Below are 23848 nucleotides of genomic sequence, written 5' to 3' on the forward strand. Positions count from 1 at the left end.
TGCGATGAACGCCCCCACCGAACAACCTCTCACGGCCGCGCCCATCGGCCTGGCCGCCCTCGAGGCGCGCCTGCGGCAAGACCTGTCGTGGCTCGGCCTTCCGGCCAAACGCTGGGTGCCGTCGAACCCGGCGCAAGGCGAGGCGCCGCTCGACGTGGCCATCGTCGGCGGCGGCATGGCAGGCCTGGCGCTGCTGGCCACGCTCACGCACCTGGGCCTGCACGCCCGCATCTACGACCGGTCGCCCGCCGGTTTCGAAGGCCCCTGGGCCACCACCGCGCGCATGGAAACGCTGCGCTCGCCCAAGGAACTCACCGGCCCGGCGCTGGGCCTGCCGGCGCTGACCTTTCGCGCCTGGTTCGAGGCGCAGTGGGGCCTCGCGGCCTGGGACGCGCTCGACAAGATCCCGCGCCTGCAGTGGGCCGAGTACCTGCGCTGGTACCGCCGTGTGCTCGGCCTCGACGTGCGCAATGACCAGCAGGTGAGGGCGGTGCTGCCCCGCGCCGACGGCGTGGTGCAGCTCGACCTGGCCGACCTCGCCGCCGGGGGCAAGCCGTACAGCGTGCAGGCGCGCCATGTGGTGCTTGCGACCGGCCGCGACGGCCTGGGCGGCGCCTGGGTGCCCGACTGGGCGGCTTCGCTGCCGCGCGACCGCTGGGCCCATTCGTCCGAACGCTGGGACGCCGCGAGCCTGCGCGGAAAACGCGTCGCGGTGGTCGGCGGCGGTGCCTCGGCCATGGACGCCGCCGCGACCGCGCTCGAGGCCGGCGCCGCGCGCGTCGACCTGCTGATCCGCCGCGCCGACCTGCCGCGCGTCAACAAGGGCAAGGGCGCCGGCAACCCGGGCATGGTCCACGGCTTCTGGCAACTGCCGGACGAGTGGAAATGGCGCATGCGCCACTACATCAACGTGCAGCAGGTGCCGCCGCCGCACGGCAGCACGCTGCGGGTGTCGCGCCATGCGAACGCGCACTTCCAGCTCGGCACGCCGGTGCGGGGTGCTGCCCAGCGCGCCGACGGTGCGCTGCGCCTGGACACGGCCAAGGGCCCGCTGGCGGCGGACTTCGTCGTGTTCAGCACGGGCTTTCGGACCGACTGGGCGCTGCGGCCCGAGTTCGCTGCTTTTTCGTCGCAGGTGCGCGTTTGGCAGGACCGCTTCACGCCGCCCGAAGGCACCGCCGACAGCGAACTCGCGGAATCGCCGGACCTCGGGCCCCTCTTCGAGTTCCAGCCGAAGACGCCCGGCGCCTGCCCCGGCCTGGAGCGCGTGCACTGCTTCAACTACGCGGCCTCGCTCTCGCACGGCGCCGCGGCCGGAGACATTCCGCAGATCACCGACGGCGCCCAGCGCCTGGCGCGCGGCCTTGCGGCGAAGCTGCTGAGCGAGGACGCCGACCACCACTTCGCCGCCATGCAGCGCTATGCCGAACCCGAGCTCGACGGCGACGAATGGACGCCCTCGGCACTGCCGCCTTACAGCGAGCCCGTCGAACATGATGCCGCGCCCGGCCGCGAGGTGACGCCGTGACCGGCTGGCTGCTGCGCCGGCTGCTGCAGGCGCTGCTCGTGGTGGTGGCGATGACGCTGATCGTCTTCGTCGGCCTGCATGCCATCGGCAACCCGATCGACATCCTCATCGGCGAGGACATGAACCAGCAGGAGCGCCTGGCCGCCATCGCCCGGCTCGGGCTCGACCAGCCGCTGTGGCGCCAGTACCTGGCCTTCGTGGACGGCGCGCTGCATGGCAGCCTGGGCCGCAGTTTCGTCTACCAGGAAGACGCCGTGCGCCTCATCCTGCAGCGCCTGCCCGCCACCATGGAGCTGGCCTTCGCGGCGCTGCTGATGGCCATCGTGGTGGGCGTGCCGCTGGGGCTCTTTGCAGGCATGAAGCCCGAGCATCCGGTGTCGCGCACGCTCATGGCGACCAGCATCGTCGGCTTCTCGCTGCCGGCGTTCTGGGTGGCGCTGATGCTGATCATGGTGTTCAGCGTGCAACTCGGCTGGCTGCCCGCCAGCGGGCGCGGCGCCACGCGGGAGCTGTTCGGCGTGCAGTGGTCCTGGCTCACGCTCGACGGCTGGCAGCACCTGCTGCTGCCGGCGTTCAACCTGGCGCTCTTCAAGATATCTCTGGTGCTGCGGCTCACGCGCGCCGGGGTGCGCGAGGTGCTGCCGCAGGACTACGTGAAGTTCGCGCGCGCCAAGGGCCTGACGCCCACGCGCGTGGTGCTGATGCACGTGCTGCGCAACACCATGATCCCGCTGGTCACGGTGCTGGGGCTGGAGCTGGGCGCGACCATCGCCTATGCGGTGGTCACCGAGACCATCTTCGCCTGGCCGGGGGCGGGCAAGCTGATCCTGGACAGCATCAATTCGCTCGACCGGCCGGTGGTGGTGGCCTACCTGATGGTGGTCGTCGTGATCTTCGTGACGCTGAACCTCATCGTCGACCTGCTCTACAAATTGCTCGACCCGCGCGTGCGGCTGGAAGGTGCGAAATGAGCGCAGCCAAAAGCTACGACGAACGCTCGATCTGGTGGCGCGTGGCCGCCGACTTCCTGCATTCGCGCATCGCCGTCGGCGGGCTGGTGCTGCTCGCCGTCGTGGTGCTGGCCGCGCTGCTCGCGCCCTGGATCACGCCGCAGAACCCCTACGACCTGCTGCAGCTCGACGTGCTCGACGCGCGCCTGCCACCGGGCTCCCACAGCAGCGAGGGCGGCTACACCTACTGGCTGGGCACCGACGGGCAGGGCCGCGACCTGTACTCGGCCATTGTGTACGGGCTGCGCATCAGCCTGACGGTGGGCGTGGGCTCGGCGCTGATCGCCGCGGTGGTCGGCACGCTGGTCGGCCTCATTGCCGCCTATGCCGGCGGCAAGGTCGACGCGCTGCTGATGCGGCTGGTCGACCTGCTGCTGTCGTTCCCCACCATCCTGATGGCGCTGATGATCCTGGCCTACGTCGGCAAGGGCGTGGGCAACGTGATGCTCACGTTGGTGCTGCTCGAATGGGCCTACTACGCGCGCACGGCGCGCGGCCAGGCGCTGGTCGAGGCGCGCCGCGAATATGTGGACGCGGCGCGCGGGCAGGGCATTGCGCGCTGGCGCATCGTCACCGGCCACATCCTGCCGAACTGCCTGCCGCCGCTGCTGGTGATCGGCGCGCTGCAGATCGCGCGCGCCATCACGCTGGAGGCCACGCTGTCGTTCCTGGGGCTGGGCGTGCCGATCACCGAGCCATCGCTCGGGCTGCTGATCTCCAACGGCTACCAGTACCTGCTGTCCAACGAGTACTGGATCAGCTTCTTCCCCGGCGTCGCCCTGCTGGCCGCCATCGTCGCGATCAACCTGGTGGGCGACCAGTTGCGCGACGTGCTGAACCCGAGGTTGCAGAAATGAGCGCAGTACCCGTGCAAGACCTCGAGGTGCCTACGCTTGAAGTGCGCAACCTGCAAACGCGCTTCCACACGCGCGCCGGCGTGCTGCCGGTGGTCGACGGCGTGTCTTTCACGCTCGGGCGTGGCAAGGTGCTGGGCCTGGTGGGCGAGTCGGGCTCGGGCAAGTCGGTGACCGGCTTCTCGATCATGGGCCTGGTCGATCCGCCCGGAAAAGTCGAGGGCGGGCAGGTGCTGTTCCAGGGCCGCGAGCTCACGCAGCTGCCGGCCACCGAGCGGCGCGAGCTGCGCGGCAACCGCATCGCGATGATCTTCCAGGACCCGATGGCCACGCTCAATCCGGTGCTGCGGGTCGACACGCAGATGATCGAGGCGGTGAAGGCGCACCAGCGCGTTTCCACCGAGGAGGCGCGCCGCCATGCGCGCGACACGCTGGGCCGCATGGGCATTCCCAGCCCCGAGGAGCGGCTGCGCGCCTATCCGCACCAGCTGTCGGGCGGCATGCGCCAGCGCGTGGCGATCGCCATTGCGATGCTGCACGGACCCGACCTGATCATCGCGGACGAGCCCACCACGGCGCTGGACGTGACGATCCAGGCGCAGATCCTCTCGGAAGTGCAGAAGCTGGTGCGCGAGACCGGCACTTCGCTCATCTGGATCAGCCACGACCTCTCGGTGGTGGCGAGCCTGGCCGACGAGATTGCCGTGATGTATGCCGGGCGCATTGTCGAGCACGGCACGGTGGCCGACGTGCTCGACCACCCGCAGCATCCGTACACGCGCGGGCTGATCGACAGCCTGCCGAGCGCCAACGCGCGCGGCGCACGGCTGCGGCAGATCCAGGGCATGACGCCGAGCCTGCTCGACATGCCGGCCGGTTGCGCTTTCGCGCCGCGCTGCCCGCATGCGGACGCGGCCTGCGAGCAGCGGCCCGATGTGTCGCGCCCGCGGCACGATGCGCCGTGGCACGAGGTGCGCTGCTTTCATCCGCAGCGCGGCAAGCTGGCGCCTGCCGTGCCGGCAGCACTCCCCGCCGCGGCGCGCGCCCCCGCACAGGAACACGATGTGCCGCTGATCGAACTGCGCCAGGTCGCGCAGCGCTTCGGCGCCACGCCGCCGCCCGGCGCGGTGGGCCGCACGCTGCGCAGCATCGGCCTGAGAAAGCCGCCGGTGGTCACGCACGCGGTCGACGGTGTCGACCTGTCGGTGCGGCCGGGCGAGGTGGTCGGGCTGGTCGGCGAATCGGGCTGCGGCAAGTCGACGCTGGGCCGCATCGCCGCGGGCCTGCTCACGCCGACCGAGGGCGAGGTGATCGTCGGCGGCAAGCCGGTGGCCAGCCTGTCGGCCGAGGAGCAACTCGCGGCGCGGCTGCGCATCCAGATGGTGTTCCAAGACCCGTATGCGAGCCTGAACCCGCGCCTGCGTGTCTCGCGCATCGTGGGCGAGGCCGCGCTGCTGCACGGCCTGACCGATGCCGCCGGGCAGGACGACTACGTGAGCGCCCAGCTGCGGCGCGCGGGGCTCGACCCCGCGCTGCGCCATCGCTACCCGCACCAATTCAGCGGCGGCCAGCGCCAGCGCATCGGCATCGCACGCGCGCTCGCGGTGCAGCCCTCGATGCTGGTGTGCGACGAGGCGGTGGCCGCGCTGGACGTGTCGATCCAGGCGCAGATCCTCAACCTCTTCATGGACCTGCGCGACCAGCTCGGGCTGGCGTACCTCTTCATCAGCCACGACCTGGGCGTGATCGAGCACCTGTGCGACCGCGTGGTCGTGATGTACCTGGGCCGCGTGGTGGAAAGCGCACCGGTGGCCGAGCTGTTCGCCCGGCCCGCCCATCCATACACGCAGGCGCTGCTGGCCGAGATTCCGAGCATCGAGGCGCGGCGCACCACCTTCAGCGCCATTCGCGGCGAGATTCCGAGCCCCATCGCGCCACCCACGGGCTGCCACTTCCATCCGCGATGTCCGCAGGCGATGCCGCGCTGCAGTACCGAGGCGCCGCAGCTGCGCGGCATCGCGATACGGCACGAAACCGCGTGCCACCTGTACGACGCGAACTGACTTCCTGCTTCTACCGCCCCGTGTTTTCGCCAAAGGATTTTTCATGAACCGCCTGCTTCCCATCGTTGCCGCCACGCTGCTCGCCACCGGCGTCGGTGCCTCGGCCCAGACGCTGTCCATCGGCTTCGCCGACCCGATCTCCTCGGTCGACCCGCAGCTCAACAACCATGCGGGCGACCGGTCGCTCGCGCTGCATTTCTGGGACTCGGTCGTCAACTCGCGCGACGGCGGCAAGCTGGAACCCGCGCTCGCGTCGAGCTGGAAGACGCTGGACGACAAGACCTGGGAGTTCAAGCTGCGCACCGACATCAAGTGGCAGGACGGCACGCCCTTCACGGCCGAGGACATCGTGTACTCCTTCCAGCGCGCGCGCAACGTGCCGGGCAGCGTGGCCTCTTATTCGGGTGCGCTGCGCTCGGTGGAGTCCGCCACCGCCAAGGACCCGGCCACGCTCATCATCAAGACCAACACGCCCAACCCGATGCTGCCGCTGGAGATCGCGTCGATCTACATCGTGAGCAAGCACGTGGGCGAGAAGTCGAAAACCGAGGACTACAACGCGGGCCGCGCCGTGGTCGGCACCGGCCCCTACAAGTTCGTCTCCTACGTGCCGGGCGACCGCACGGTGTTCGAGCGCAACCCCGGCTACTACGGCCCCAAGCCGCTGTGGGAGAAGGTCAACTACCGCTTCATCAACAACGGCGCGGCACGCACCGCGGCGCTGCTGGCCGGCGACGTGGACGTGATCGACAAGGTGGCCGTCACCGACGTCGAGAAGCTGCGCAAGGACCCGAAGGTCAGCGTCTACACCTACCCGGGCCTGCGCGTGCTGCTGCTGCAGCCGAGCTTCAAGGCGGGCCCCAACGAGTTCATCACCGACAACGCAGGCAAGCCGCTGGAGAAGAATCCGCTGCTCGACGTGCGCGTGCGCCAGGCGCTGTCGCTGTCGATCAACCGCAAGGCCATCGTCGACCGGGTGCTGCAGGGCACGGTGACCGAAGCCAACCAGTGGATGCCCAAGAACAGCTTCGGCTACAACCCCGAAGTGCCCGCCATCGCCTACAACCCCGAGCAGGCGAAGAAGCTGCTGGCCGAGGCCGGTTTTCCGCAGGGCTTCCAGATTGCGATCCACGTGCCGGGCGACCGCTACCCGCAGGCGCCCGAGACGGTGCAGGCCGTGGCGCAGTTCTGGAGCCGCATCGGCGTGAAGACCAAGGTCGAGGTGGTGCCGTGGGCCGTGTACTCCAGCCGCGCGAACAAGAACGACTTTGCGGTCAGCGTGATCGCCTGGGGCAACGGCACCGGCGAGGCCGGCTACGGCCTGCTGCAGACCCTGACCACGCCCGACGCCAAGCGCGGGCGCGGCTCGAACAACTGGGGCCGCTACAGCAACGAGTCGGTCGACAAGGCGCTGGACGCCGCCACCGTCGAGTTCGATGCCAAGCGCCGCGAAGCCATCTTCCGCCACGCGGCCAAGCTGGTGACCGACGACGTGGGCCAGATCCCGCTGTACCACTACCAGAACATCTGGGCCGCGAAGAAGGGCCTGAAGGTCGAGCCGCTGCTGAGCGACCGCACGACGGCGATGCAGGTCACCAGGCTCAAGTGAGGGTGCGCACATGCTGAGCATCACGCCGGAGGACGCGCTGATCGACGTGCCGCGGCGCATCGCGGTCGAAGGGCTGGCGCCGGGCGAGCAGATCGAGATCGCGAGCATCACCCTGCGCGGCGCGGCCGTGCCCTGGCGCGCATCGGCGAGTTTCGTGGCAGATGCGCAGGGCACCGTCGACCTGCAACGCGACGCGCCGCTCTCGGGCAGCTACCAAGGCGTGTCGGCAATGGGCCTGGTCTGGTCCCAGGTGCCAGACACACCTGGTGCGCGCGAGCAGTTCCGTGCCGAGCCGGGCGTTGCGCTGCGCACCGACATCACCGTGCGCCGCGTCGGCGATGCGAGCGAAATGCATGGCGGCTTCGTCCAGCGCCTGGCGGGGCAGGGCGTGACACGCACCGAGGTGCGCGAAGAAGGCCTGGTCGGCACGCTCTACCTGCCCGCCGGTCCGGGGCCGCATCCGGCCGTGATGATCCTGAACGGCTCCGGTGGCGGCATCAACGAGCCGCGCGCCGCGCTGTACGCCTCGCACGGCTATGCGGCCTTTGCGCTCGCGTACTTCAAGGCGCCGGGCCTGTCGGACTACATCTCGAACACCAAGCTCGAATACTTCGAGACCGCGCTGGCCTGGCTGCATCGCACGGTGCAACCGGCGCAGGGCTTCGTCGCGCTGAGCGGCCAGTCGCGCGGCGGTGAGCTGGTGCTGCTGCTGGGCACGCTGTTTCCGGAATCGGTCTCGGCCGTTGTCGGCTACGTGCCTGGCGCCGTGGTGCATTGCGCGCAGAACGCCTGCGACCCGGCGCTCGGCCGCGAGGGCCCGGCCTGGATCTTCCGTGGGCAGCCGCTGCCGCATGTGTGGGAGCACAACCGCACGGCCACCTGGGCGCCCTGGGACGAAGGCCCGGAGCCGCGCCGCCATGCCGATGCGCTCTTGACCGCGCTGCAGGACCCCGAAGCCGTGGAACGCGCGCGCATCAAGGTCGAGCAGATAAGCGGCCCGGTGATGCTGCTGTCGGCCACCGACGACGGCTCCTGGCCGTCGAGCCTGTACAGCCGCATGGTGGCTGAGCGCCTCGCGCAGTTCGCGCATCCGCACGCGGTGGAGCACCTCGATTTCGAGGGCGCGGGCCATTCGATCCTGTTTCCCTATGTGCCGACCACGCAGCTCGGCTATGCGCATCCGGTGTCGGGCCGGCGCAGCACCTCGGGCGGCACGCCCGCGAACAACGCGCATGCGGACGAGGCCTCCTGGCAGGGCGTGCTGCGCTTCCTGCAGCAGGCCGTGGCCGCACGCAACACATCCTTCGGAGACAACGCCCATGACTGATTCAAGCCCTTCCGCCGATCTCGCCGACATTGCCGACCTCGTGGACGCCTGCGTGCCGCTGGCCGCCGGCAGCGCTGCGCATGCGGTGCGCCACCAGCGCGACAAGGTGGTGGCTGCCACGCAGGGCAGCTACGACGCCTTGTTCGATCCGCAGTTGTCGGGCCCGCCGCTGGCCGAGCGGCTGCTGGCCACCCACGCCATCGCGCGCAGCGCGGGCAGCGCCGCGCTGCAGGCGCACTACCGCGCGCGGCTCGATGCGCTGGCGCCGCTGAGTGCGGCGCAGCAGGCGGCGGCCGACGGCGCGCCGGTCGAAGCGCTCGGCGCTGAGCCGCGGCTGCAGGCGGTGCTTGCGTTCACGCGCACGCTGACCAACCGTCCCGTGGAGGGCGACCGCGAGGCGCTGCTGAAGCTGCCCGCCGCCGGCCTGTCGACGCCCGAGGTGGTGGCGCTGGCGCAGCTGATCGCCTTCGTGGCCTACCAGGTGCGTGTGGTCGCGGGCCTGCAGGCGCTGGCCGCCCTCGGTGACGACGGCGGCGGCGCCGCACCGGTCGTGGACGACCAGGCGGCGCCCTTCGTCCACCCGGCCAACCTGCCGCCGCCGGGCGAGCCGCTGCGCATCGACGGCTACACCAGCGAGACGCTGGGCTGGAAGGCCTGGCTGCCGGTGATCGACCTGGCGCAGGCCTCGCCCGAGCAGGTGCGGGTGCTCGACGGCAGCCACCCGAAGGCGCGCAGCTCCGACTACTACCTGCTGCTGGTGCACCAGCCGCGCATCCTGCAGGAGCGCGCCACGGTGTTCAACGCCATCATGTACGCACCGGGCGGCCTGTCGCGCGCCGAGCGCGAGCTGGCCAGCGCGGTGGTGTCGCGCGTCAACGGCTGCGTGTACTGCGCCTCGGTGCATGCGCAGCGCTTCGAGCAGCTGGCGCGGCGCAACGACGTGATCGCGCAGGTTTTCACCGACCCTGAAACGGCCGGCACCACGGCCCGCGAACGCGCCATCGTGCAGCTGTCGATCGCGCTCACGCGCGAGCCGGGCGGCTTCCGCGCGGCGCAACTGCAGGCCGTGCGTGCCGCCGGCCTCACGCCGCTCGAGATCCTGGACACCGTGCATGCGGTGGCGATCTTCGCGTGGGCCAACCGTTTGATGCTGAACCTGGGCGAGCCGGTGTTTCCTGCGCGTGGCTGAACGCTCGCCTGCACCGCGATCGCATCACGGCCCTGCCTCCAGTTCGCCAAGCGGTGAGGCTATGGGGCTGGTCGCGCAGGGGTCCAGGCCCAGTCGTTGCGTGCCTGTGGGCAGGTCGCACCGAACAGGAAGAGATCGAGGCAGAGGGGAGAGGCCAGGCGAGAGGCATTGGAACGTTCGCTCGCGTGCTCCCACAGCATGCCCTTGCCAAGGGCATGCAAACCGTCCCCGACGGCCTCCGGACACAGCCCCTCGAGCAACTGGCCACGGTCACGGGCGATCGCCATGACCTGGCCAAGGTGCCGCACTGCACTGGCCATGGCCTCTTCCACTTGCTTCAAGGCAGAGGGACTCAACGCCGACCGGATGCCAGGGGCCAGCACAAGCTTCACGCGCTGCCAATGGATGGGTGCGCGCACGCACTGTTCCATCTGTTGCCAGAGCCGCTGGCACAGCAGCTGGAGCGGCAGCGGATGCGCCTGGTAGAGATCGATGTCGGCTCCGACGTCGAGCGGCCACACGAGCCCCGCGGATGCTTCTGAAACAAGCGCCGGCTTGTCCGCGAAGTGCCAGTACACCGCGCCGCGCGTGACACCCGCGCGCACGGCAACGTCCTCCAGTGTGGTTGCCGGCACGCCGTTTTCGGCGAAAGCGGCAAGCGCCGCCTCCACGATGCGCAGGCGTGTGAGGCTTGCGTCAATCTTCGTGTGCCGGACCATGCGGGGTGTTCGTGCAAGCGCCCAGGTGCGGCGCCAGCCGCACCGGGTCAAGAGGCATTGACCGAAGACTTCGCAGCCAGGGGCGTGTCCGTGGTCGCTACCCATCCACCGCCCAGCGTCTTGTAGAACGTCACCAGGTTGGTGAAGCGCGACAGGCGCGTGCCGATCAGGTCTTGCTGGGCCGTGTAGAGCGAGCGCTGCGAGTCGAGCACGCTCAGGTAGCTGTCCACGCCGCGCTGGAATCGCGCCTGCGACAGGCGATAGCTGTCCGCCGTCGCATTGACCAGCGACTGCTGTGCGTCGAGCTGGCGCCCGAGCGTGTTGCGTTGGGCCAGGGCGTCCGACACTTCGCGGAACGCCGTCTGGATCGCCTTCTCGTACTGCGCCACCGAGATGTCGCGGCTCACGGTGGCGATCTTCAGGTTGGCCCGGTTGGTACCGCCGTCGAAGATCGGCAGCGAGATCTGCGGCGCGAAGCTCCAGGTGCCCGAGCCGCCCTTGAACAGGCCCGAGAGCTGGCTGCTCGACGTGCCGGCCGAAGCGGTGAGGCTGATGCTCGGATAGAAGGCCGCGCGCGCCGCGCCGATGTAGGCATTGGCGGCCTTGAGATCGCGCTCGGCCTCCACGATGTCGGGGCGGCGCTGCAGCAGGTCGGAAGGCAGCCCCGGCGGAATGGTGGCCAGCGGGTTTGCCGCCGCGGTCGTGCCGTCCGGCAAGGCCTTGGGCAGCAGGTCATTTGGCACGTCGGCGCCCACGAGCAGCACGAGCGCATTGCGGTCCTGCGCCACCTGCGAGGTGTAGCGCTCGACGTCGACACGCGCGGCGTCCACGCTGGTCTGCGCCTGGCTCAGCGTGAGCGCCGACGCCGCGCCCAGCTCGAAGCTGCGCTGGTTGAGCCGGTAGGAGTCGCTCTGGCTCTGCAGCGTGTCGCGTGCCAGCTGCAGGCGGTCCTGGTCGGCGGCGAGTGTGAGGTAGGCGGTCGCCACCTCGGCCACCAGCGTGATCTGCGTGCTGCGGCGCGCCTCGGCCGTGGACAGAAACTGCTGCAGTGCCTGCGCGCTCAGGCTGCGCACGCGGCCGAACAGGTCGATTTCGTAGGCGCTGAAGCCGAGCGATGCGCTGTACTGGTGAGCGGTCAGCGCCGAGCCCGTGGACGACAGGTCGGCCGGGGTCCGGCTGCCGCTGCCGCCGGCGCTGGCGCTGACGCTGGGGAACAGCGCCGCGTCCTGCACCCGGTACTGCGCGCGGGCTTTCTCGATGTTCAGCACCGCCACGCGCAGGTCGCGGTTGTTGGCAAGGCTCATCTCGATCACGCGCTGCAGCGACGCGTCGGTGAACACATCGCGCCAGCCGAGATCGGAGACCGGCGTGGCGGCCGTGTCGGCGCCTGTGTCTCCGGCGAACCTGAGCGGCACGGGGGCCTCGGGTTGCTGGTAGGCGGGCATCAGGCTGCAGCCGGCCGTCAGGGCCGTGAGGGCGCAGAGCGCGAGGGGTGTGAAGCGGAACAGGTTCATGACGGACACCTCAGGATGCGGCCGCGGCCGGTTGTGTGTGCGATGCGGTCGGCGCGACCGGTGCGGACGTGCCCTTGAACAGGCGGCGCACCAGCACGAAGAAAAGAGGCACGAAGAAAATCGCGAGCAGGGTGCCAGACAGCATGCCGCCGATCACGGCCGTGCCCAGCGCATGCTGCGCGCCGGCCCCCGCACCGCTGCCCAGAACCAGCGGCAGCACGCCGAGGATGAAGGCCAGCGATGTCATCAGGATGGGGCGCAGGCGCAGGCGCGCCGCTTCCAGCGCGGACTCGACCAGGCCCTTGCCCTGCGCATGCAGGTCTTTCGCGAACTCGACGATCAGGATGGCGTTCTTCGACGCGAGGCCGATGGTGGTCAGCAGGCCCACCTGAAAGTAGACGTCGTTCATCTTCCAGGTGAGGATGGCGCCGATGAGCGCACCCAGCACCCCGAGCGGCACCACCAGGATCACCGAGAACGGAATGGCCCAGCTCTCGTAGAGCGCGGCCAGGCAAAGGAACACGATCAGGATCGACAGCCCGTACAGCAGGCCGGTCTGCCCGCTCGACGCCTTTTCCTGGCGCGACAGGCCCGTCCATTCGTAGCCGATGCCCGCCGGCAACTGCGCGACCGCCGCTTCCACGATGGCCAGCGCCTCGCCGCTCGATGCGGCCCCCGGCATGGCCATGCCCAGGATCTCCACCGACGGAACGCCGTTGTAGCGCTCCAGGCGGGGCGAGCCCGAGTTCCAGCTCGCCTTGGCGAACGAGGTGAAGGGCACCATGGTGCCTGCGCCGTTGCGCACATACCAGCGGTCGATGTCCGCGGGCAGCATGCGGTACTGCGCGTCGGCCTGCAGCATCACCTTCTTCACGCGTCCCTTGTCGATGAAGTCGTTGACGTAGCTGCTGCCCCATGCGGCCGAGAAGGTGTCGTTGATGTCGCTTATCGAAAGCCCCAGGGCCTGCGCCTTGTGCGGATCGATCTCCAGCCTGAATTCGGGCGTGTCCTCCATGCCGTTGGGGCGCACGGCCACCAGGCGCTTGTCCTTGGACAGCGTGCCGAGCAGCTGGTTGCGCGCCTGCATCAGGGCCGCATGCCCGAGGTTGCCGCGGTCCTGCAGCATCAGGTCGAAGCCGGTCGCGTTGCCGAGCTCGGCCACGGCCGGTGGCGCGAAGGCAAACACCTTCGCGTCGCGAATCGTGTTGAAGAAAGCGCCGGCCTTCGCCGCCACGCCGGTCACGCTCAGTGCCTCACCCTTGCGTTCGTCCCAGGGCTTGAGCTTGATGAAGGCAAAGCCCGTGTTCTGCCCGCTGCCCGCGAAGCTGAACCCCGCCACCGTGAAGATGCCCGAGACGGCGTCTTTCTGGTCGACCAGGAAGTGGTGTTCCACCTGGTGGATCACTTCTTCCGTGCGCGCGTTCGTGGCGCCCGGCGGCAGCTGCACCAGCGCAAACATCGTGCCCTGGTCTTCGTCGGGCAAGAAGCCGACCGGCAGTTTCATGAAGCCGAACACCACGACGGCGAGCAAGACGGCGTACACGGCCATGTAGCGCCAGCCCTTGCCCACCATGTGCCGTACCACGCCCTGGTAGCGCGTGTTTCCACGGTCGAAGCTGCGGTTGAACCAGCCAAAGAAGCCGGTGGTCGCCATCGCATGGCCCTTGTGCACCGGCTTGAGCAGCGTGGCGCACAGCGCAGGCGTGAGCACCAGCGCCACCAGCACCGACAGCGTCATGGCGGAGACGATGGTGATCGAGAACTGCCGGTAGATCACGCCCGTGGAGCCGCCGAAGAACGCCATCGGCACGAACACCGCCGCCAGCACCAGGGCCACGCCGACCAGCGCGCCGGTGATCTGCCCCATCGACTTGCGCGTGGCCTCTTTCGGTGACAGGCCTTCTTCGGTCATCACCCGCTCGACGTTCTCGACCACCACGATCGCGTCGTCCACCAGCAGGCCGATGGCCAGCACCATGGCGAACATCGTCAAGGTGTTGATGGTGAAGCCGAAGGCCGCGAGCACGCCGAAGGTGCCCAGCAGCACCACCGGCACCGCGATGGTGGGAATGAGCGTGGCGCGAAAGTTCTGCAGGAACAGGTACATCACCAGGAACACCAGCACCACGGCCTCGATCAGCGTGCGCACCACCTCCTCGATGGAGATCCGCACGAAGGGCGTGGTGTCGTAGGGCTTCTGCACCTTCATGCCCGGTGGAAAGAACTTCTCGAGTTCGGCCACGCGCGCGTCGATGCCCTTGACCGTGTCGAGTGCGTTGGCGCCCGCAGCCAGCTTGATGGCCAGGCCGGCGGCCGGCTTGCCGTTGTAGCGGCCGACCGTGTTGTACGACTCGCTGCCCAGCTCGATGCGGGCCACGTCGCGCAGGCGCACTTGCGCGCCGTTGGTCTGCGTGCGCAGCAGGATGTCCTCGAACTCCTGCGCGGTCTTCAGCCGCGTCTGCGAGGTGATGGTCGCGTTGATCTGCTGGTTGTCCGCCGCCGGCATGCCGCCGAGCTGGCCGGCCGACACCTGCGCGTTCTGCGCCTGGATCGCGCTCTTCACGTCCAGCGGCGTGAGGCTGAAGTTGGCGAGCTTGTTCGGGTCGAGCCACACGCGCATGGCGTACTGGGAGCCGAAGAGCGTGGTGTCGCCCACGCCCTCGACGCGGCTCAGGGCGTCCTGCACGTTCGCCGCCACGTAGTCCGACAGGTCGGAGCCGTTCATGCGGCCGTCCTCGGACACGAAGGCCAGCACGTTCAGGAAGTTGGTGGCCGACTTGGTGACGGTGACGCCCTGCTGCTGCACTTCTTGCGGCAGCAGCGGCGTGGCCAGCGACAGCTTGTTCTGCACCTGCACCTGTGCGGTGTCGGGGTCGGTGCCGTTCTCGAAGGTGAGCGTGATGGTGACCGAGCCCGACGACTCGCTGGTGGAGGCCATGTAGCTCAGGCGGTCCAGCCCCTTCATCTTCTGTTCGATGACCTGGGTGACGGTGTCTTCCAGCGTCTTGGCGGAGGCGCCGGGGTAGTTGGCGGTGATGGCGACGGCCGGCGGCGCGATGCTGGGGTACTGCGCGATCGGCAGGCTGGCAATGGACATGACGCCGCCGAGCATCACGATGATGGCGAGAACCCACGCGAAGATGGGGCGGTCGATGAAGAAACGTGCCATGACGGTCTCTTCCGATCAGTTGGCCGTACCGGCCGGGGCGGCTTGGGCGGCCTTGGCGGTCTCGGTGCCCGCCTTGGTTTCCTGTTGGGGCTGGGCCTGGGCCTTCGGCTTGGGCGTCCATGGCACCGTCTTCACCTGCACGCCGGGCGCCGCGCTTTGCTGGCCGTCCACCACGAGCTGGTCGCCGGCCTGCAGGCCGCTGCGCACCAGCCACTGGTCGCCGATGGCGCGATCGGTCTCGAGCGCGCGTTGCTGCAGCTTGTGCCCGGCGTCCACCACATAGGCCGTCGGCTTGCCGGCGCCGTCGCGCGACACCGCCTGCTGCGGCACCAGCAGCGCCTGTTCCTTCACGCCTTCCTGCAGCACCGCGCGCACGTACATGCCGGGCAACAGGTCCGCGTTGGGGTTGGGGAACACCGCGCGCAGCGTGATGGCGCCGGTGTTCTGGTCGACCGTGACGTCCGAGAACTCGAGCTTGCCTTCCAGCGGGTAGGTGCTGCCGTCTTCGAGCAGCAGCCGCACCCTGGCGGCATTTGCACCGCTTTTTTCGAGGTCGCCGCGCGCCATGGCCTGCTTGAGCCGGAGCATGGCGGCGCTGGGTTGGTTCACGTCCACGTAGATCGGGTCGAGCTGCTGGATGGTGGCCAGCGCGGTCGACTGGCTGGCCGTGACCAGCGCGCCGGGCGTGACTGACGACTTGCCGATGCGGCCCGAAATCGGCGCATCGATGCTTGAGTAGGCCAGGTTGATGCGGCTGGTTTCCACATTGGCCCTGGCCGCGGCGACGTCCGCCTCGCCCTGCTGGAGCGAGGCTGCGGCGTCGTCGTAGTCCTGCTGGCTCACCGCCTTGATGGCCACCAGCTCCTTGTAGCGATCGGCCTTGAGCCGGGTGGTGACCAGGCTGGCCTGCACCTTGGCCAGCGCGGCGACGTTGCTGTCGTAGGTGGCCTTGTACGTGGCGGGATCGATCTGGTAGAGCGCCTCCCCGGCCTTCACATCGCTGCCTTCGCGGAACTTGCGTGCCTTCACGATGCCGCCGACCTGCGGACGCACGTCGGCAATGAGGAAGGGCGCGGTGCGCCCCGGCAGCTCGGTCGTGAGGGCCACGCGCTGCGGCTGCACCGTGACCACGCCGACCTGGGGCGTGCCGGGCGCCGGCGGCGGCCCGCCCGGTGGCTTGCCGCACGCCACGAGCATGCAGGTGGAAGCGAGGGCCGCGGCAAAGGTCAGGCCGTAGGTGAGAGGGGGGCGCATGGCGGTTCTCCGGGGGAAAAGCGACGGGATATGGAGGGCCCGATCGGCGGTTAAATAGACAGTGCTGTACTGAAATGTATTTTGACTTCGAGGGCGTGTCAAACAATAATGATCAAACGTGTACAGAAATAGGAGACAACGACATGCGGGTGAAAACCGAAGCGAAGCGCGACGCCATCGTTCAGGTGGCGTCGGAGGTCTTCAGGGAACTGGGGTTCGAGGGCGCCTCCATGGTGGAGATCGCCGCGCGCGTGGGTGGGTCCAGGGCGACCCTGTACGGGTACTTCAGCTCGAAGGAAGAACTGTTTGTGGCCGCGATCCACGCCTCGGCAAGCCAGCATTTCGACCCCATCTTCTCGGCGCTGGCGCAGGAAGGGGAAGACGATCTGGCGCAGGTGCTGCAGCGTTTCGGCGAGAAGGTGCTCGCCGTGGTGTGCTCGCAAGAGGTCGTTCAGGGGCACAGGGCCGTGATCGCCGAGGCCGGCCGCAGCGACATCGGGCGGCTCTTCTACGAGGGCGGCCCCAAGAAGGGCGTGGCCGCGCTGGCGGGCTTCCTGTCGCAGCAGATGGACAAGGGCCGCTTGCGAACGGCCGACCCCGTCTCGGCGGCGCACCATCTGATGGGCCTGCTCGATTCGGAGACCGTCAAGCCGAGCCTGCTGGGCCTCCAGGGGCCCTTGACCCGCAAGGAGCTCCGGGAGGCAACGCGGCGCGCCGTGCAGGTGTTTCTTGGCGGCTACGCCGAAAGAGGCGAGGTCACTGGGTGAGCGAAACGATTACCCGGGCCGGGCCGGGCCGGGCCGGTGGCGATGGCGATGGCAATGGCCCGCGCGTTGAAGTTCAACGCTGACCAGGAACGCCAGTCGTTTACCGCGCGCGCGTCGTGAATTTCTTTGCGCCGGCCGAGTACGCGCCGGAGGAAAAATTTTCCGCATGCCCGCGGCGAGCAGCCTCGCAGGCCTCGGAGAACAGTTCGTCGCCCATCCGCTTCCACCACGACTTCGTGATCGCTACCGATGTGGGAGACCAGGTGGCCATCAGCGCGCAGATGTCGGCGATGCGTGCGTCCAGCTGCTCGTCCTCGATCACTTCGTGTACCAGGCCCAGCGCCAGCGATTGATCCGCCGGCACGATCTCCGCCAGCAGGACGAGCCGCTTCATCGCGGCCTCTCCAACGATGGATTGCAGGAATGCGCTGCCCACGATGGCCGCGGAGCCCACCTTGAATTCGGTCATGCCGAAGCGCGCCTGGGTCGACGCAATGCGCAAGTCGCACAGGAGCGCGATCTGCAGGCCGGCGCCGGCTGCCACGCCGTTGACGCGTGCGATGGTGGGCTTCTTCAGCGCACGAAAGATCTCGTAGACCTCGAGGTAGCTGTCGATGCGGGCTGCCGATCCTGCAGCGTCCATCGCGGCGCTCTCGTACTGGTCCTGGCCCGCGCAAAAGGCCTTCCCGCGACCGGTGACGACGATCGCACGCACGGTGTTGTCGCCTTCCGCGGCCAGCAGCGCTTCGCGAAACAGCTTTCGTTGCTCGTGGTTGAAGGCGTTCAACGCCTGCGGGCGGTCCATCGTGATGGTTGCGACCGCGTTGTCGATGGTGAGGGTGATGCAGGGCGCAGCGGTGGTTTGGTCGGTCATGGGTCGGTCGGTTCTTGTTGGCGTTCAGGCTCAGCGCGCTGCTGCCTTGATGGGCTGCACCACGCGTTCCCACTTGGTCGATTCGTTCTGCAGCAGCTCTCGCGCCTGAGCGGGTGTGGTGTGCACCACCTGCACACCCAGCTGCGCGAAGCGGCGCTGTGTTGCGTCGTCGTTGAGCACCTGGTTGAGCGCCGTGTTCAGCGTGGCGATCACCTCGTCGGGCGCGCCCTTCGGTGCGAGCACCGCGTAGACCGAGGCAGCCACGAACTGGGGCAGTCCTTGCTCGGCAAAGGTGGGAACCTCAGGCAGAACCGCCAGCCTCTTGGCGCTGGCCACCCCGATGGCGGTCACTCGACCGGTGGCAAGGTTGGTCAATGCCGTGGGTGAAGTCGTCAGCATGATCTGGATCTCTCCGGCGAAGAGATCGGCCATGGCCGGCGCAGAGCCCCGGTAGGGCACGTGCAGCAGGTCGACGCTGGCCTGCTGCCTGAACCATTCGGTGACGATGTGCTCCGTCGAGCCGTTGCCGGACGAGCCATAGGCCAGCTTGCCTGGCGCCTTGCGCGCCTGGGCGCTGAGCTCGGCGTACGAGTTGATTCCGCTTTGCTTGGAGACCAGCATCACCAGCGGCAGTTCACCGACCGTGGCCACCGGTTTGAAGTCTTTGGCGATCTCGTACCCCGTGGCTTCGGTGCCGACCATCTTCTCCGACATGACATACGAGGTCGTGGGCGCCATGAGCAGGGTGTAGCCGTCGGGGGCCGCGCGCTTGACGAACTGCGCCGCGATGGCGCCCGACGCTCCCGTCTTGTTGTCCACGAGCACCGATTGCTTGACTTGCAGCGACAGGCCCTGCGCGATCGTGCGCGCGACCACGTCGACGCCGCCGCCCGCTGAAAAGCCCACGATCAGGTTCAGCGGCTTGTCCGGAAACCCGGCCTGGGCACTGGCGCCGAGCAACAACATCGTGCACGCGGCAGTCGCGCGGCACCAGGAACTCAGATCGGAACGAATCATGGTTTTCCTCTTGAAGATGAACGATGAACGATGAACGATGGACAAGGCGAAGGAGTGGTGGGGTCGTCGGGGGCTGCGATTCGCTAATGCTTGGGTGCCCGAAAGTCGGTGGTCTCTACGTCCCACACGCCGGCCACCTGGCGCGAAAGCTCTTTTTTCTGGATGCGCTGCGTGGGTGTCTTCGGAAATGAGTCGATGAATTCGACGTAGCGCGGGATCTGGAAGTAGGGCAGGTGCTGACTCGACCAGCGGATCAGCTCCAGCGGCTGTATGTGCACGCCTTCGCGCGCACGCACGAAGAGCTTGAGTTCGTCTTCGCCCAGCGAACTGGGCACGCCCACCAGCGCCACTTCTGCGACGTCTTCGTGCTGCGCGAAGACACGCTCCACATCCCAGGCGGAAATGTTGATTCCCCGCCTGCGCAGCATGTCCTTCTTGCGCCCGGCGTAGAAGAGATTGCCCTGCGCATCTGCGTGTGCGAGATCGCCGGTCATGAAGAGATCGTCCCGGCGTGCGTCAGCGTCTGCCTGCGGATTGCGAAAGTAGCCCAGGAAGCCCAGCCGGGGGTCGGCGGCGCGCACTGCAATCTCGCCTTTCTCGCCGGGAGCAACCACGGCGCCGTCGTCTCCGAGCAGGGAGATCTCGTAGAAGGACAGTGGCTTGCCGATAGAGCCCGGCGTGCCGTCGAGGTTCGCGGTCACGAAGGTGATGAGTTCCGACAGGCCATAGCCCTCGCGCATCGTCACCGCGAAGCGCTCGCCAAACTCGGACCAGATGTGCGCAGGACAGCCTCCACCCCAGGCGATGCGTACCTTGTGCTGGCGGTCGTCGGCGCGGGGCGGCTGCTTCAAAAGCATCGGCAGCACGCTGCCCAGGTAATGGATGTGCGTCGCTCCATGGCGCCGCGCGTCGTCCCAGAAGCGCGACGCGCTGAACCGCTCGAGCATCGCCAACTGAAAGCGCCCCATCAGCGCCGCGATCGCGACCGCGACGCCTGAACCGTGGTGCAGGGCCTCCCAGAACAGGAAGACGTCGCCGGATCGGGCTTCGGTCAGTCGAAGCACCGCCATCGGGCCTGCGCGCAGTTGACGATCGGACTTGAGTACGCCCTTGGGCGCACCGGTGGTGCCCGAACTGGGTGTCAGGGCAATGATGTCGTCGGCTCGCACGGCGTTGTCGTCGACATGTGCGGCACCGGTGCCCGGCGGCGATTCGGGCGTGGAGAACTCGGCATAGCCGTCGAATTCCCCATCCTCGCCATTGCGCCAGATGCAAGGCGGCAGCGGCGTTGCGATCGCGTGCAGCGCCGCCTTGAAAGTTGCGTCGGCCACGAGCACCTTGGGCGCGAGCTCGGTGAGCAGATGCTCGAGTGGCAAACCCATCAGATGGATGTTGATGGGTACGCGCACCATGCCCAGGCGCGCGAGCGCAAAGATCAGGTACAGGTGCTCGGGGTCGCTTGCAAGCATCACGGCAACCCGGTCGCCGCGACGCAGGCCTTGGCGCTGGAGCATGGCGGCGACCTGGTTGACGCGGTGCTCGAGCATGTCGAAGGTAATGCGCTCGTCCCTGAACGTGCAGTAGACCTCCTGCGGATGATGCCGGGCGCGCCTCGCAAGAAGTGCGCTGATGGTTTCATCGCCGACCTCGTCCATCGCGACGTGCGGCTGAAGCTTGCTTGGCACGGTCATCCTTTCAAGCCGGAGCTGAAGAAATTGCAATGCAATTACGTAGATTGATATTCAATTTAACGAAGGATCGACCTTCGTCACACCGGTGTCAAGAAAAATCTTGCACCGGGGTATGTACGGGCGTGCTTGTTCCCACGCTGCGCCGACGGCGTCGCGCGCGATGCCCGACAGGGGCCGCTGGAAGGTGGACCGAAGGAGAGGTCTAGATCGACGCTTCGCGCGCCGCCTGCCGGAGCTTGGGCAGGATCAATTTGCGCGCCTTGGCCAGATCAAAGCGCGTGTGCACGGTCGACACGTTGATCGCGGCGACGATGCGCCCGGCGTCGGTGACAGGCGCGGAGACCGAGACGCCGTCCTCCGAGAAGTTCTTTTCGGTGAAGGAATATCCGTCCTTGGCGGCCTTGGCGAAAATTCCAAGGATCTCATCGCGGCTGCGCGTGCCGAAGCGCGAGCGCACGGTCGAAGGCAGCGCATCGAGCATGGCTGCGAGCTGCGACTGTGGCGCGCGCGACAGCAGCACTTGACCCGAAGACGAGGTGAGTGCCGGAAAGCGGCTGCCCACAGGCAGGTTGATGGCCGTGATGTGCGCACCGGGAATGTTCTGCAGCACCACCACGTCATCGCCGTCGAGTTCGACCCACGACACGGTCTCCAGTGTCTGGGCAGCAAGGCTTTGCAGCAGCGGCCAGGCCAGATCTCTCTGCGAGTGATGGCGATGGATGCCGCGCACGAGCCCGAGCAGCTTCAACGCAGGGAAGTATCTCTTGGACTCTTCGTCCTTGTTGAGATAGCCGAGGTGGTGCAGTGTGTAGACGTAGCGCTGGGCCGCGCTGCGTCCCATGTGCGTGTGGTCTGCGATGTCGCCGATGGACAGCGGCATGTCGTGCTCGTTGAACAGCTCCAGCACGCTCATGCCTTTTTCCATCGAGCCGATGAACAGCCGGGCGTCGGGCTCTGCCGCGCCCGTTGCCGCAGGCGCGCGCGACGAGGCGCTGGACAGGGAAGAGGCAGAAGACGGTGGAGAGGATTTCGAGTTGGCCACGACACTTCGAATGACGCTGATGGAAAACAAGTATCGCAGCCTTGCGCTGCGCGACGTCATTCCCAACGGCTCGAAAGTCTCCGGGGAAGCTGGGGCGATTCAGCGCCAGCAACGGGCTGCACGTCGATTCTTCAGTTCTTCAGTTCCCGACACGCATGTGCCATGGGCATCTATGGCGATGTCTGCTGCCCGAGTTGTTGGGCGAGCCCGATGAGAATGCCTTCGGGCCCCCGGATATAGCAGAGCCTATACATGTCTTGATACTGAACGACTTCGCCGACGAGCTTCGCGCCGCGGCCACTGAGTCGGGCGAGCGTATCGTCGATGTCCTCCACGGTGAACATGACGCGCAGGTAGCCGAGCGCATTCACCGGGGCGCTGCGATGGTCTGCGACCACATGCGGTGCGAGGAAGCGGGACAACTCGAGCCGGCCATGACCGTCCGGCGTACGCATCATGGCAATCTCGACGCGCATGCCGTTCAATCCAGTGACGCCATCTGCCCAGTCTCCTTCAACGGGGGCGCGTCCCTCGAGTTCAAGACCCAGTTCAATGAAGAACTCGATGGCTGCATCGATGTCGTCCACCACGATGCCGATGTTGTCCATGCGCTTGACCGTCATTGATGTCTCCTTGGGGTCTGACTGTTTGTATGCGGCGAAAGCGAGGCCTGTTGATTCGGTAATTACTTTTTTGTCGAACTCAACTTAAGACCTAACAACAAAGTATTGCACGTCGAATCCGGAGTGACGCTTCGTGTCGCTTGACGGATCAACTTCGCGTGTTTTTCCCGCTCAGGAACGTGGGCATGGATCGTGCACTTTGTGCCGGGGCCGGCGAGCGGTCTTGCCCGGGCCTGCGACGTTTCGCTGGCCATTTGTGCCCATCGCAAATCCCCGCAATCGAAGTACGCGATGCGGGCGACGGTTGGTTTCTATCTATCTCAGAAGAACTGTTTCCATGATATTTTTTTCTCGACGAAGCATTTCTGCACTGATGCTTTCGGTGCTCTTGTTCGGCTGCGGTGGTGGTGGTGGTGGCGGCAGCGGCGGCGGCAGTATTCAAGGCGCGGCCTTGACCGGCCTGGGCGGCAACAGCGGCAGCCAAGGTGGCGATAGCCAAAGCGGAGGTGGCACCGGTGGCGCGGGCGGCGGCGTTTCGCCCGTTGCAGCGACCACCGCGTTGGTGACCAGGCTCGGCAAGCCGGCCCGGGTGCTGGTCGGACTGGGCTCCAGTTCCATCGACGAGATGAAGAAACAGGACATTCACCCGGACATCGTGGACACCTATCTCGTGGGCGTTGGTGCGGACGCGTGGCCCACCTGGAACAGCCCCGAGGGGGCATACCTCACGTACACCGCGCAGGCGATCCAGGCCTACGGCGCGATTCCCATGTACACGCTTTACCAGATGACTGCGAACGGCGAGGGCAATCTGAGCGGCATCAACGACGCGACGTTCATGAACAAATACTGGGCGCAGGTCCGGCTGATGTACCAGCTCATCGCGAAGCTGAACGGACCCGTCCTGATCAACCTGGAGCCCGACTTCTGGGGATTCGTTGCGTCGCAGGCACCCAACCGCGATGCGACGCAGATGCCCGCTGCGGTGAACAGCCAGCCCGAATGTGCGGGGTTGCCGAACACCGCCGGGGGCCTTGGCCAATGCCTCGTGCAGATGGGCAGGCAGATCGCGCCCAAGGCGCTGGTGGGGTTCCCGCCTGCCTTCTGGAGCGGCACCGCCGCCGAGATCGGCGCCCAGATGCGCGCGGTCGGCGCCGACCAGGCGGACTTCATCGTCGGCCAAACCAGCGACCGCGATGCGGGCTGCAGGGAAGTCGCATCGCCGCCCGATGAATGCAAAGGACGAAGCGGGCCGTTCTATTGGGACGCAAGCAACAAGACCAGCCCGAACTTTCACGAATCCCAGAGCCAGATGTCGGACTATCGCGCCGCGCTGGGCAATGGACTGCCGATCCTGTGGTGGCAGACGCCGATGGGCGTGCCGTCCGACACGCCCGGCGGCACCGACCAGCACTACCGCGACAACCATGTCGACTACATGCTGAGCAACACCCAGGAGTACGGCGACACCCACACGTTCGCAATCGTCTTCAGCCCAGGTGGCGCCCATCAGACCTCCATTGCCACCGATGACGGTCAGTTTGCCCGCCTGTCGAGACAGTACCTCGCGCGAGGCGGCGCCACGTTGAAGTAGAGCG

Annotated in this window: 19 protein-coding genes and 1 pseudogene; 11 read left to right on the plus strand and 9 right to left on the minus strand. The window is 67.6% G+C overall.

The genetic code is table 11. The features are described 5' to 3' along the window. Window positions 1-4: 4 nt before the first annotated feature. The 8 genes and pseudogenes from ACSFBM_RS30805 (at window position 5) to ACSFBM_RS30840 (ending at window position 9580) form a co-directional block, all read left to right on the plus strand. Window positions 5-1528 carry a SidA/IucD/PvdA family monooxygenase gene (locus tag ACSFBM_RS30805; protein WP_435487785.1) on the plus strand — a complete coding sequence of 508 codons (1524 nt, stop codon included), beginning with the start codon at window positions 5-7 and terminating at the stop codon, window positions 1526-1528. Then, a complete protein-coding gene (locus ACSFBM_RS30810; RefSeq protein ID WP_435487786.1) occupies window positions 1525-2499 on the plus strand; it encodes an ABC transporter permease in 975 nt (324 codons plus the stop codon). Before ACSFBM_RS30805 ends, ACSFBM_RS30810 begins: the two co-directional genes overlap by 4 nt. Continuing rightward, the gene (locus ACSFBM_RS30815; RefSeq protein WP_435439175.1) at window positions 2496-3395 is read left to right on the plus strand and encodes an ABC transporter permease; all 900 of its coding nucleotides are present in this window, start codon (window positions 2496-2498) and stop codon (window positions 3393-3395) included. The genes ACSFBM_RS30810 and ACSFBM_RS30815 overlap by 4 nt, the downstream gene beginning before the upstream one ends. Beyond that, window positions 3392-4444, plus strand: a pseudogene (locus ACSFBM_RS30820) (ABC transporter ATP-binding protein); the annotation flags it as partial. The gene ACSFBM_RS30815 and the pseudogene ACSFBM_RS30820, both read left to right, overlap by 4 nt. Before the next feature lie 12 nt (window positions 4445-4456). Then, complete coding sequence (locus ACSFBM_RS30825) at window positions 4457-5455, plus strand: ABC transporter ATP-binding protein (RefSeq protein ID WP_435487900.1); 999 nt, start codon at window positions 4457-4459, stop codon at window positions 5453-5455. A gap of 43 nt (window positions 5456-5498) precedes the next feature. Further along, the gene (locus ACSFBM_RS30830) at window positions 5499-7064 is read left to right on the plus strand and encodes an ABC transporter substrate-binding protein (protein ID WP_435487787.1); all 1566 of its coding nucleotides are present in this window, start codon (window positions 5499-5501) and stop codon (window positions 7062-7064) included. A gap of 10 nt (window positions 7065-7074) precedes the next feature. Further along, window positions 7075-8391 (plus strand): acyl-CoA thioesterase/bile acid-CoA:amino acid N-acyltransferase family protein, encoded by a 1317-nt coding sequence (locus tag ACSFBM_RS30835; protein ID WP_435487788.1) that lies wholly within the window; start codon window positions 7075-7077, stop codon window positions 8389-8391. Beyond that, a complete protein-coding gene (locus ACSFBM_RS30840) occupies window positions 8384-9580 on the plus strand; it encodes a CMD domain-containing protein (protein ID WP_435487789.1) in 1197 nt (398 codons plus the stop codon). Before ACSFBM_RS30835 ends, ACSFBM_RS30840 begins: the two co-directional genes overlap by 8 nt. A 59-nt stretch (window positions 9581-9639) precedes the next feature. On the opposite strand, the gene ACSFBM_RS30845 is transcribed toward ACSFBM_RS30840, so the two are convergent. The 4 genes from ACSFBM_RS30845 to ACSFBM_RS30860 are packed head-to-tail and all read right to left on the minus strand — an operon-like array spanning window position 9640 to window position 16236. Continuing rightward, window positions 9640-10299 (minus strand): TetR family transcriptional regulator, encoded by a 660-nt coding sequence (locus tag ACSFBM_RS30845; protein WP_435487790.1) that lies wholly within the window; start codon window positions 10297-10299, stop codon window positions 9640-9642. A gap of 47 nt (window positions 10300-10346) precedes the next feature. Continuing rightward, complete coding sequence (adeC, locus tag ACSFBM_RS30850; RefSeq protein WP_435487791.1) at window positions 10347-11813, minus strand: AdeC/AdeK/OprM family multidrug efflux complex outer membrane factor; 1467 nt, start codon at window positions 11811-11813, stop codon at window positions 10347-10349. Window positions 11814-11823: 10 nt separating this feature from the next. After that, entirely contained in the window at window positions 11824-14982 is a 3159-nt protein-coding gene (locus ACSFBM_RS30855) for an efflux RND transporter permease subunit (protein WP_435487792.1), read from the minus strand. Window positions 14983-14997: 15 nt separating this feature from the next. Then, window positions 14998-16236 (minus strand): efflux RND transporter periplasmic adaptor subunit, encoded by a 1239-nt coding sequence (locus ACSFBM_RS30860; RefSeq protein ID WP_435487793.1) that lies wholly within the window; start codon window positions 16234-16236, stop codon window positions 14998-15000. A gap of 143 nt (window positions 16237-16379) precedes the next feature. Here ACSFBM_RS30860 and ACSFBM_RS30865 point away from each other — a divergent pair, with 143 nt between their 5' ends. Then, the gene (locus tag ACSFBM_RS30865) at window positions 16380-17003 is read left to right on the plus strand and encodes a TetR/AcrR family transcriptional regulator (protein WP_435487794.1); all 624 of its coding nucleotides are present in this window, start codon (window positions 16380-16382) and stop codon (window positions 17001-17003) included. Between the two features lie 100 nt (window positions 17004-17103). Here ACSFBM_RS30865 and ACSFBM_RS30870 read toward each other — a convergent pair whose 3' ends face one another. From ACSFBM_RS30870 to ACSFBM_RS30885, 4 genes are all read right to left on the minus strand, one after another. After that, window positions 17104-17877 (minus strand): enoyl-CoA hydratase/isomerase family protein, encoded by a 774-nt coding sequence (locus tag ACSFBM_RS30870; RefSeq protein ID WP_435487795.1) that lies wholly within the window; start codon window positions 17875-17877, stop codon window positions 17104-17106. A 30-nt stretch (window positions 17878-17907) separates the two neighbouring features. Next, the gene (locus ACSFBM_RS30875; RefSeq protein WP_435487796.1) at window positions 17908-18894 is read right to left on the minus strand and encodes a Bug family tripartite tricarboxylate transporter substrate binding protein; all 987 of its coding nucleotides are present in this window, start codon (window positions 18892-18894) and stop codon (window positions 17908-17910) included. 83 nt (window positions 18895-18977) lie between these two features. Further along, window positions 18978-20549, minus strand: coding sequence for an AMP-binding protein (locus tag ACSFBM_RS30880; protein ID WP_435487797.1), 1572 nt, complete (start codon window positions 20547-20549; stop codon window positions 18978-18980). 238 nt (window positions 20550-20787) lie between these two features. Beyond that, window positions 20788-21498 carry an IclR family transcriptional regulator gene (locus tag ACSFBM_RS30885; RefSeq protein ID WP_435487798.1) on the minus strand — a complete coding sequence of 237 codons (711 nt, stop codon included), beginning with the start codon at window positions 21496-21498 and terminating at the stop codon, window positions 20788-20790. Here ACSFBM_RS30885 and ACSFBM_RS30890 point away from each other — a divergent pair. Next, window positions 21497-21841: a hypothetical protein gene (locus ACSFBM_RS30890; protein ID WP_435487799.1), complete on the plus strand. Its 345-nt coding sequence runs from the start codon at window positions 21497-21499 to the stop codon at window positions 21839-21841. The two genes, ACSFBM_RS30885 and ACSFBM_RS30890, sit on opposite strands and share 2 nt — an antisense overlap. Here ACSFBM_RS30890 and ACSFBM_RS30895 read toward each other — a convergent pair. Beyond that, on the minus strand, window positions 21798-22250 hold the full coding sequence (locus ACSFBM_RS30895) for a VOC family protein (RefSeq protein ID WP_435487800.1): 453 nt from the start codon (window positions 22248-22250) through the stop codon (window positions 21798-21800). The two genes, ACSFBM_RS30890 and ACSFBM_RS30895, sit on opposite strands and share 44 nt — an antisense overlap. 337 nt (window positions 22251-22587) lie before the next feature. Here ACSFBM_RS30895 and ACSFBM_RS30900 point away from each other — a divergent pair, with 337 nt between their 5' ends. Then, on the plus strand, window positions 22588-23844 hold the full coding sequence (locus ACSFBM_RS30900; protein ID WP_435487801.1) for a hypothetical protein: 1257 nt from the start codon (window positions 22588-22590) through the stop codon (window positions 23842-23844). Window positions 23845-23848: the final 4 nt, after the last annotated feature.

The sequence above is a fragment of the Variovorax pasteuri genome (genome assembly GCF_051216435.1).
Classification (GTDB): domain Bacteria; phylum Pseudomonadota; class Gammaproteobacteria; order Burkholderiales; family Burkholderiaceae_C; genus Variovorax.

What these genes read in the sequence shown, in the direction of transcription:
- ACSFBM_RS30805 (WP_435487785.1), top strand. Translation starts at nt 5, where the DNA reads ATGAACGCCCCCACCGAACAACCTCTCACGGCCGCGCCCATCGGCCTG.
- ACSFBM_RS30815 (WP_435439175.1), top strand. Translation starts at nt 2,496, where the DNA reads ATGAGCGCAGCCAAAAGCTACGACGAACGCTCGATCTGGTGGCGCGTG.
- ACSFBM_RS30830 (WP_435487787.1), top strand. Translation starts at nt 5,499, where the DNA reads ATGAACCGCCTGCTTCCCATCGTTGCCGCCACGCTGCTCGCCACCGGC.
- ACSFBM_RS30835 (WP_435487788.1), top strand. Translation starts at nt 7,075, where the DNA reads ATGCTGAGCATCACGCCGGAGGACGCGCTGATCGACGTGCCGCGGCGC.
- ACSFBM_RS30840 (WP_435487789.1), top strand. Translation starts at nt 8,384, where the DNA reads ATGACTGATTCAAGCCCTTCCGCCGATCTCGCCGACATTGCCGACCTC.
- ACSFBM_RS30845 (WP_435487790.1), bottom strand. Translation starts at nt 10,299, where the DNA reads ATGGTCCGGCACACGAAGATTGACGCAAGCCTCACACGCCTGCGCATC.
- adeC (WP_435487791.1), bottom strand. Translation starts at nt 11,813, where the DNA reads ATGAACCTGTTCCGCTTCACACCCCTCGCGCTCTGCGCCCTCACGGCC.
- ACSFBM_RS30855 (WP_435487792.1), bottom strand. Translation starts at nt 14,982, where the DNA reads ATGGCACGTTTCTTCATCGACCGCCCCATCTTCGCGTGGGTTCTCGCC.
- ACSFBM_RS30860 (WP_435487793.1), bottom strand. Translation starts at nt 16,236, where the DNA reads ATGCGCCCCCCTCTCACCTACGGCCTGACCTTTGCCGCGGCCCTCGCT.
- ACSFBM_RS30865 (WP_435487794.1), top strand. Translation starts at nt 16,380, where the DNA reads ATGCGGGTGAAAACCGAAGCGAAGCGCGACGCCATCGTTCAGGTGGCG.
- ACSFBM_RS30870 (WP_435487795.1), bottom strand. Translation starts at nt 17,877, where the DNA reads ATGACCGACCAAACCACCGCTGCGCCCTGCATCACCCTCACCATCGAC.
- ACSFBM_RS30875 (WP_435487796.1), bottom strand. Translation starts at nt 18,894, where the DNA reads ATGATTCGTTCCGATCTGAGTTCCTGGTGCCGCGCGACTGCCGCGTGC.
- ACSFBM_RS30880 (WP_435487797.1), bottom strand. Translation starts at nt 20,549, where the DNA reads ATGGACGAGGTCGGCGATGAAACCATCAGCGCACTTCTTGCGAGGCGC.
- ACSFBM_RS30890 (WP_435487799.1), top strand. Translation starts at nt 21,497, where the DNA reads ATGCCTTTTTCCATCGAGCCGATGAACAGCCGGGCGTCGGGCTCTGCC.
- ACSFBM_RS30885 (WP_435487798.1), bottom strand. Translation starts at nt 21,498, where the DNA reads ATGAGCGTGCTGGAGCTGTTCAACGAGCACGACATGCCGCTGTCCATC.
- ACSFBM_RS30895 (WP_435487800.1), bottom strand. Translation starts at nt 22,250, where the DNA reads ATGACGGTCAAGCGCATGGACAACATCGGCATCGTGGTGGACGACATC.
- ACSFBM_RS30900 (WP_435487801.1), top strand. Translation starts at nt 22,588, where the DNA reads ATGATATTTTTTTCTCGACGAAGCATTTCTGCACTGATGCTTTCGGTG.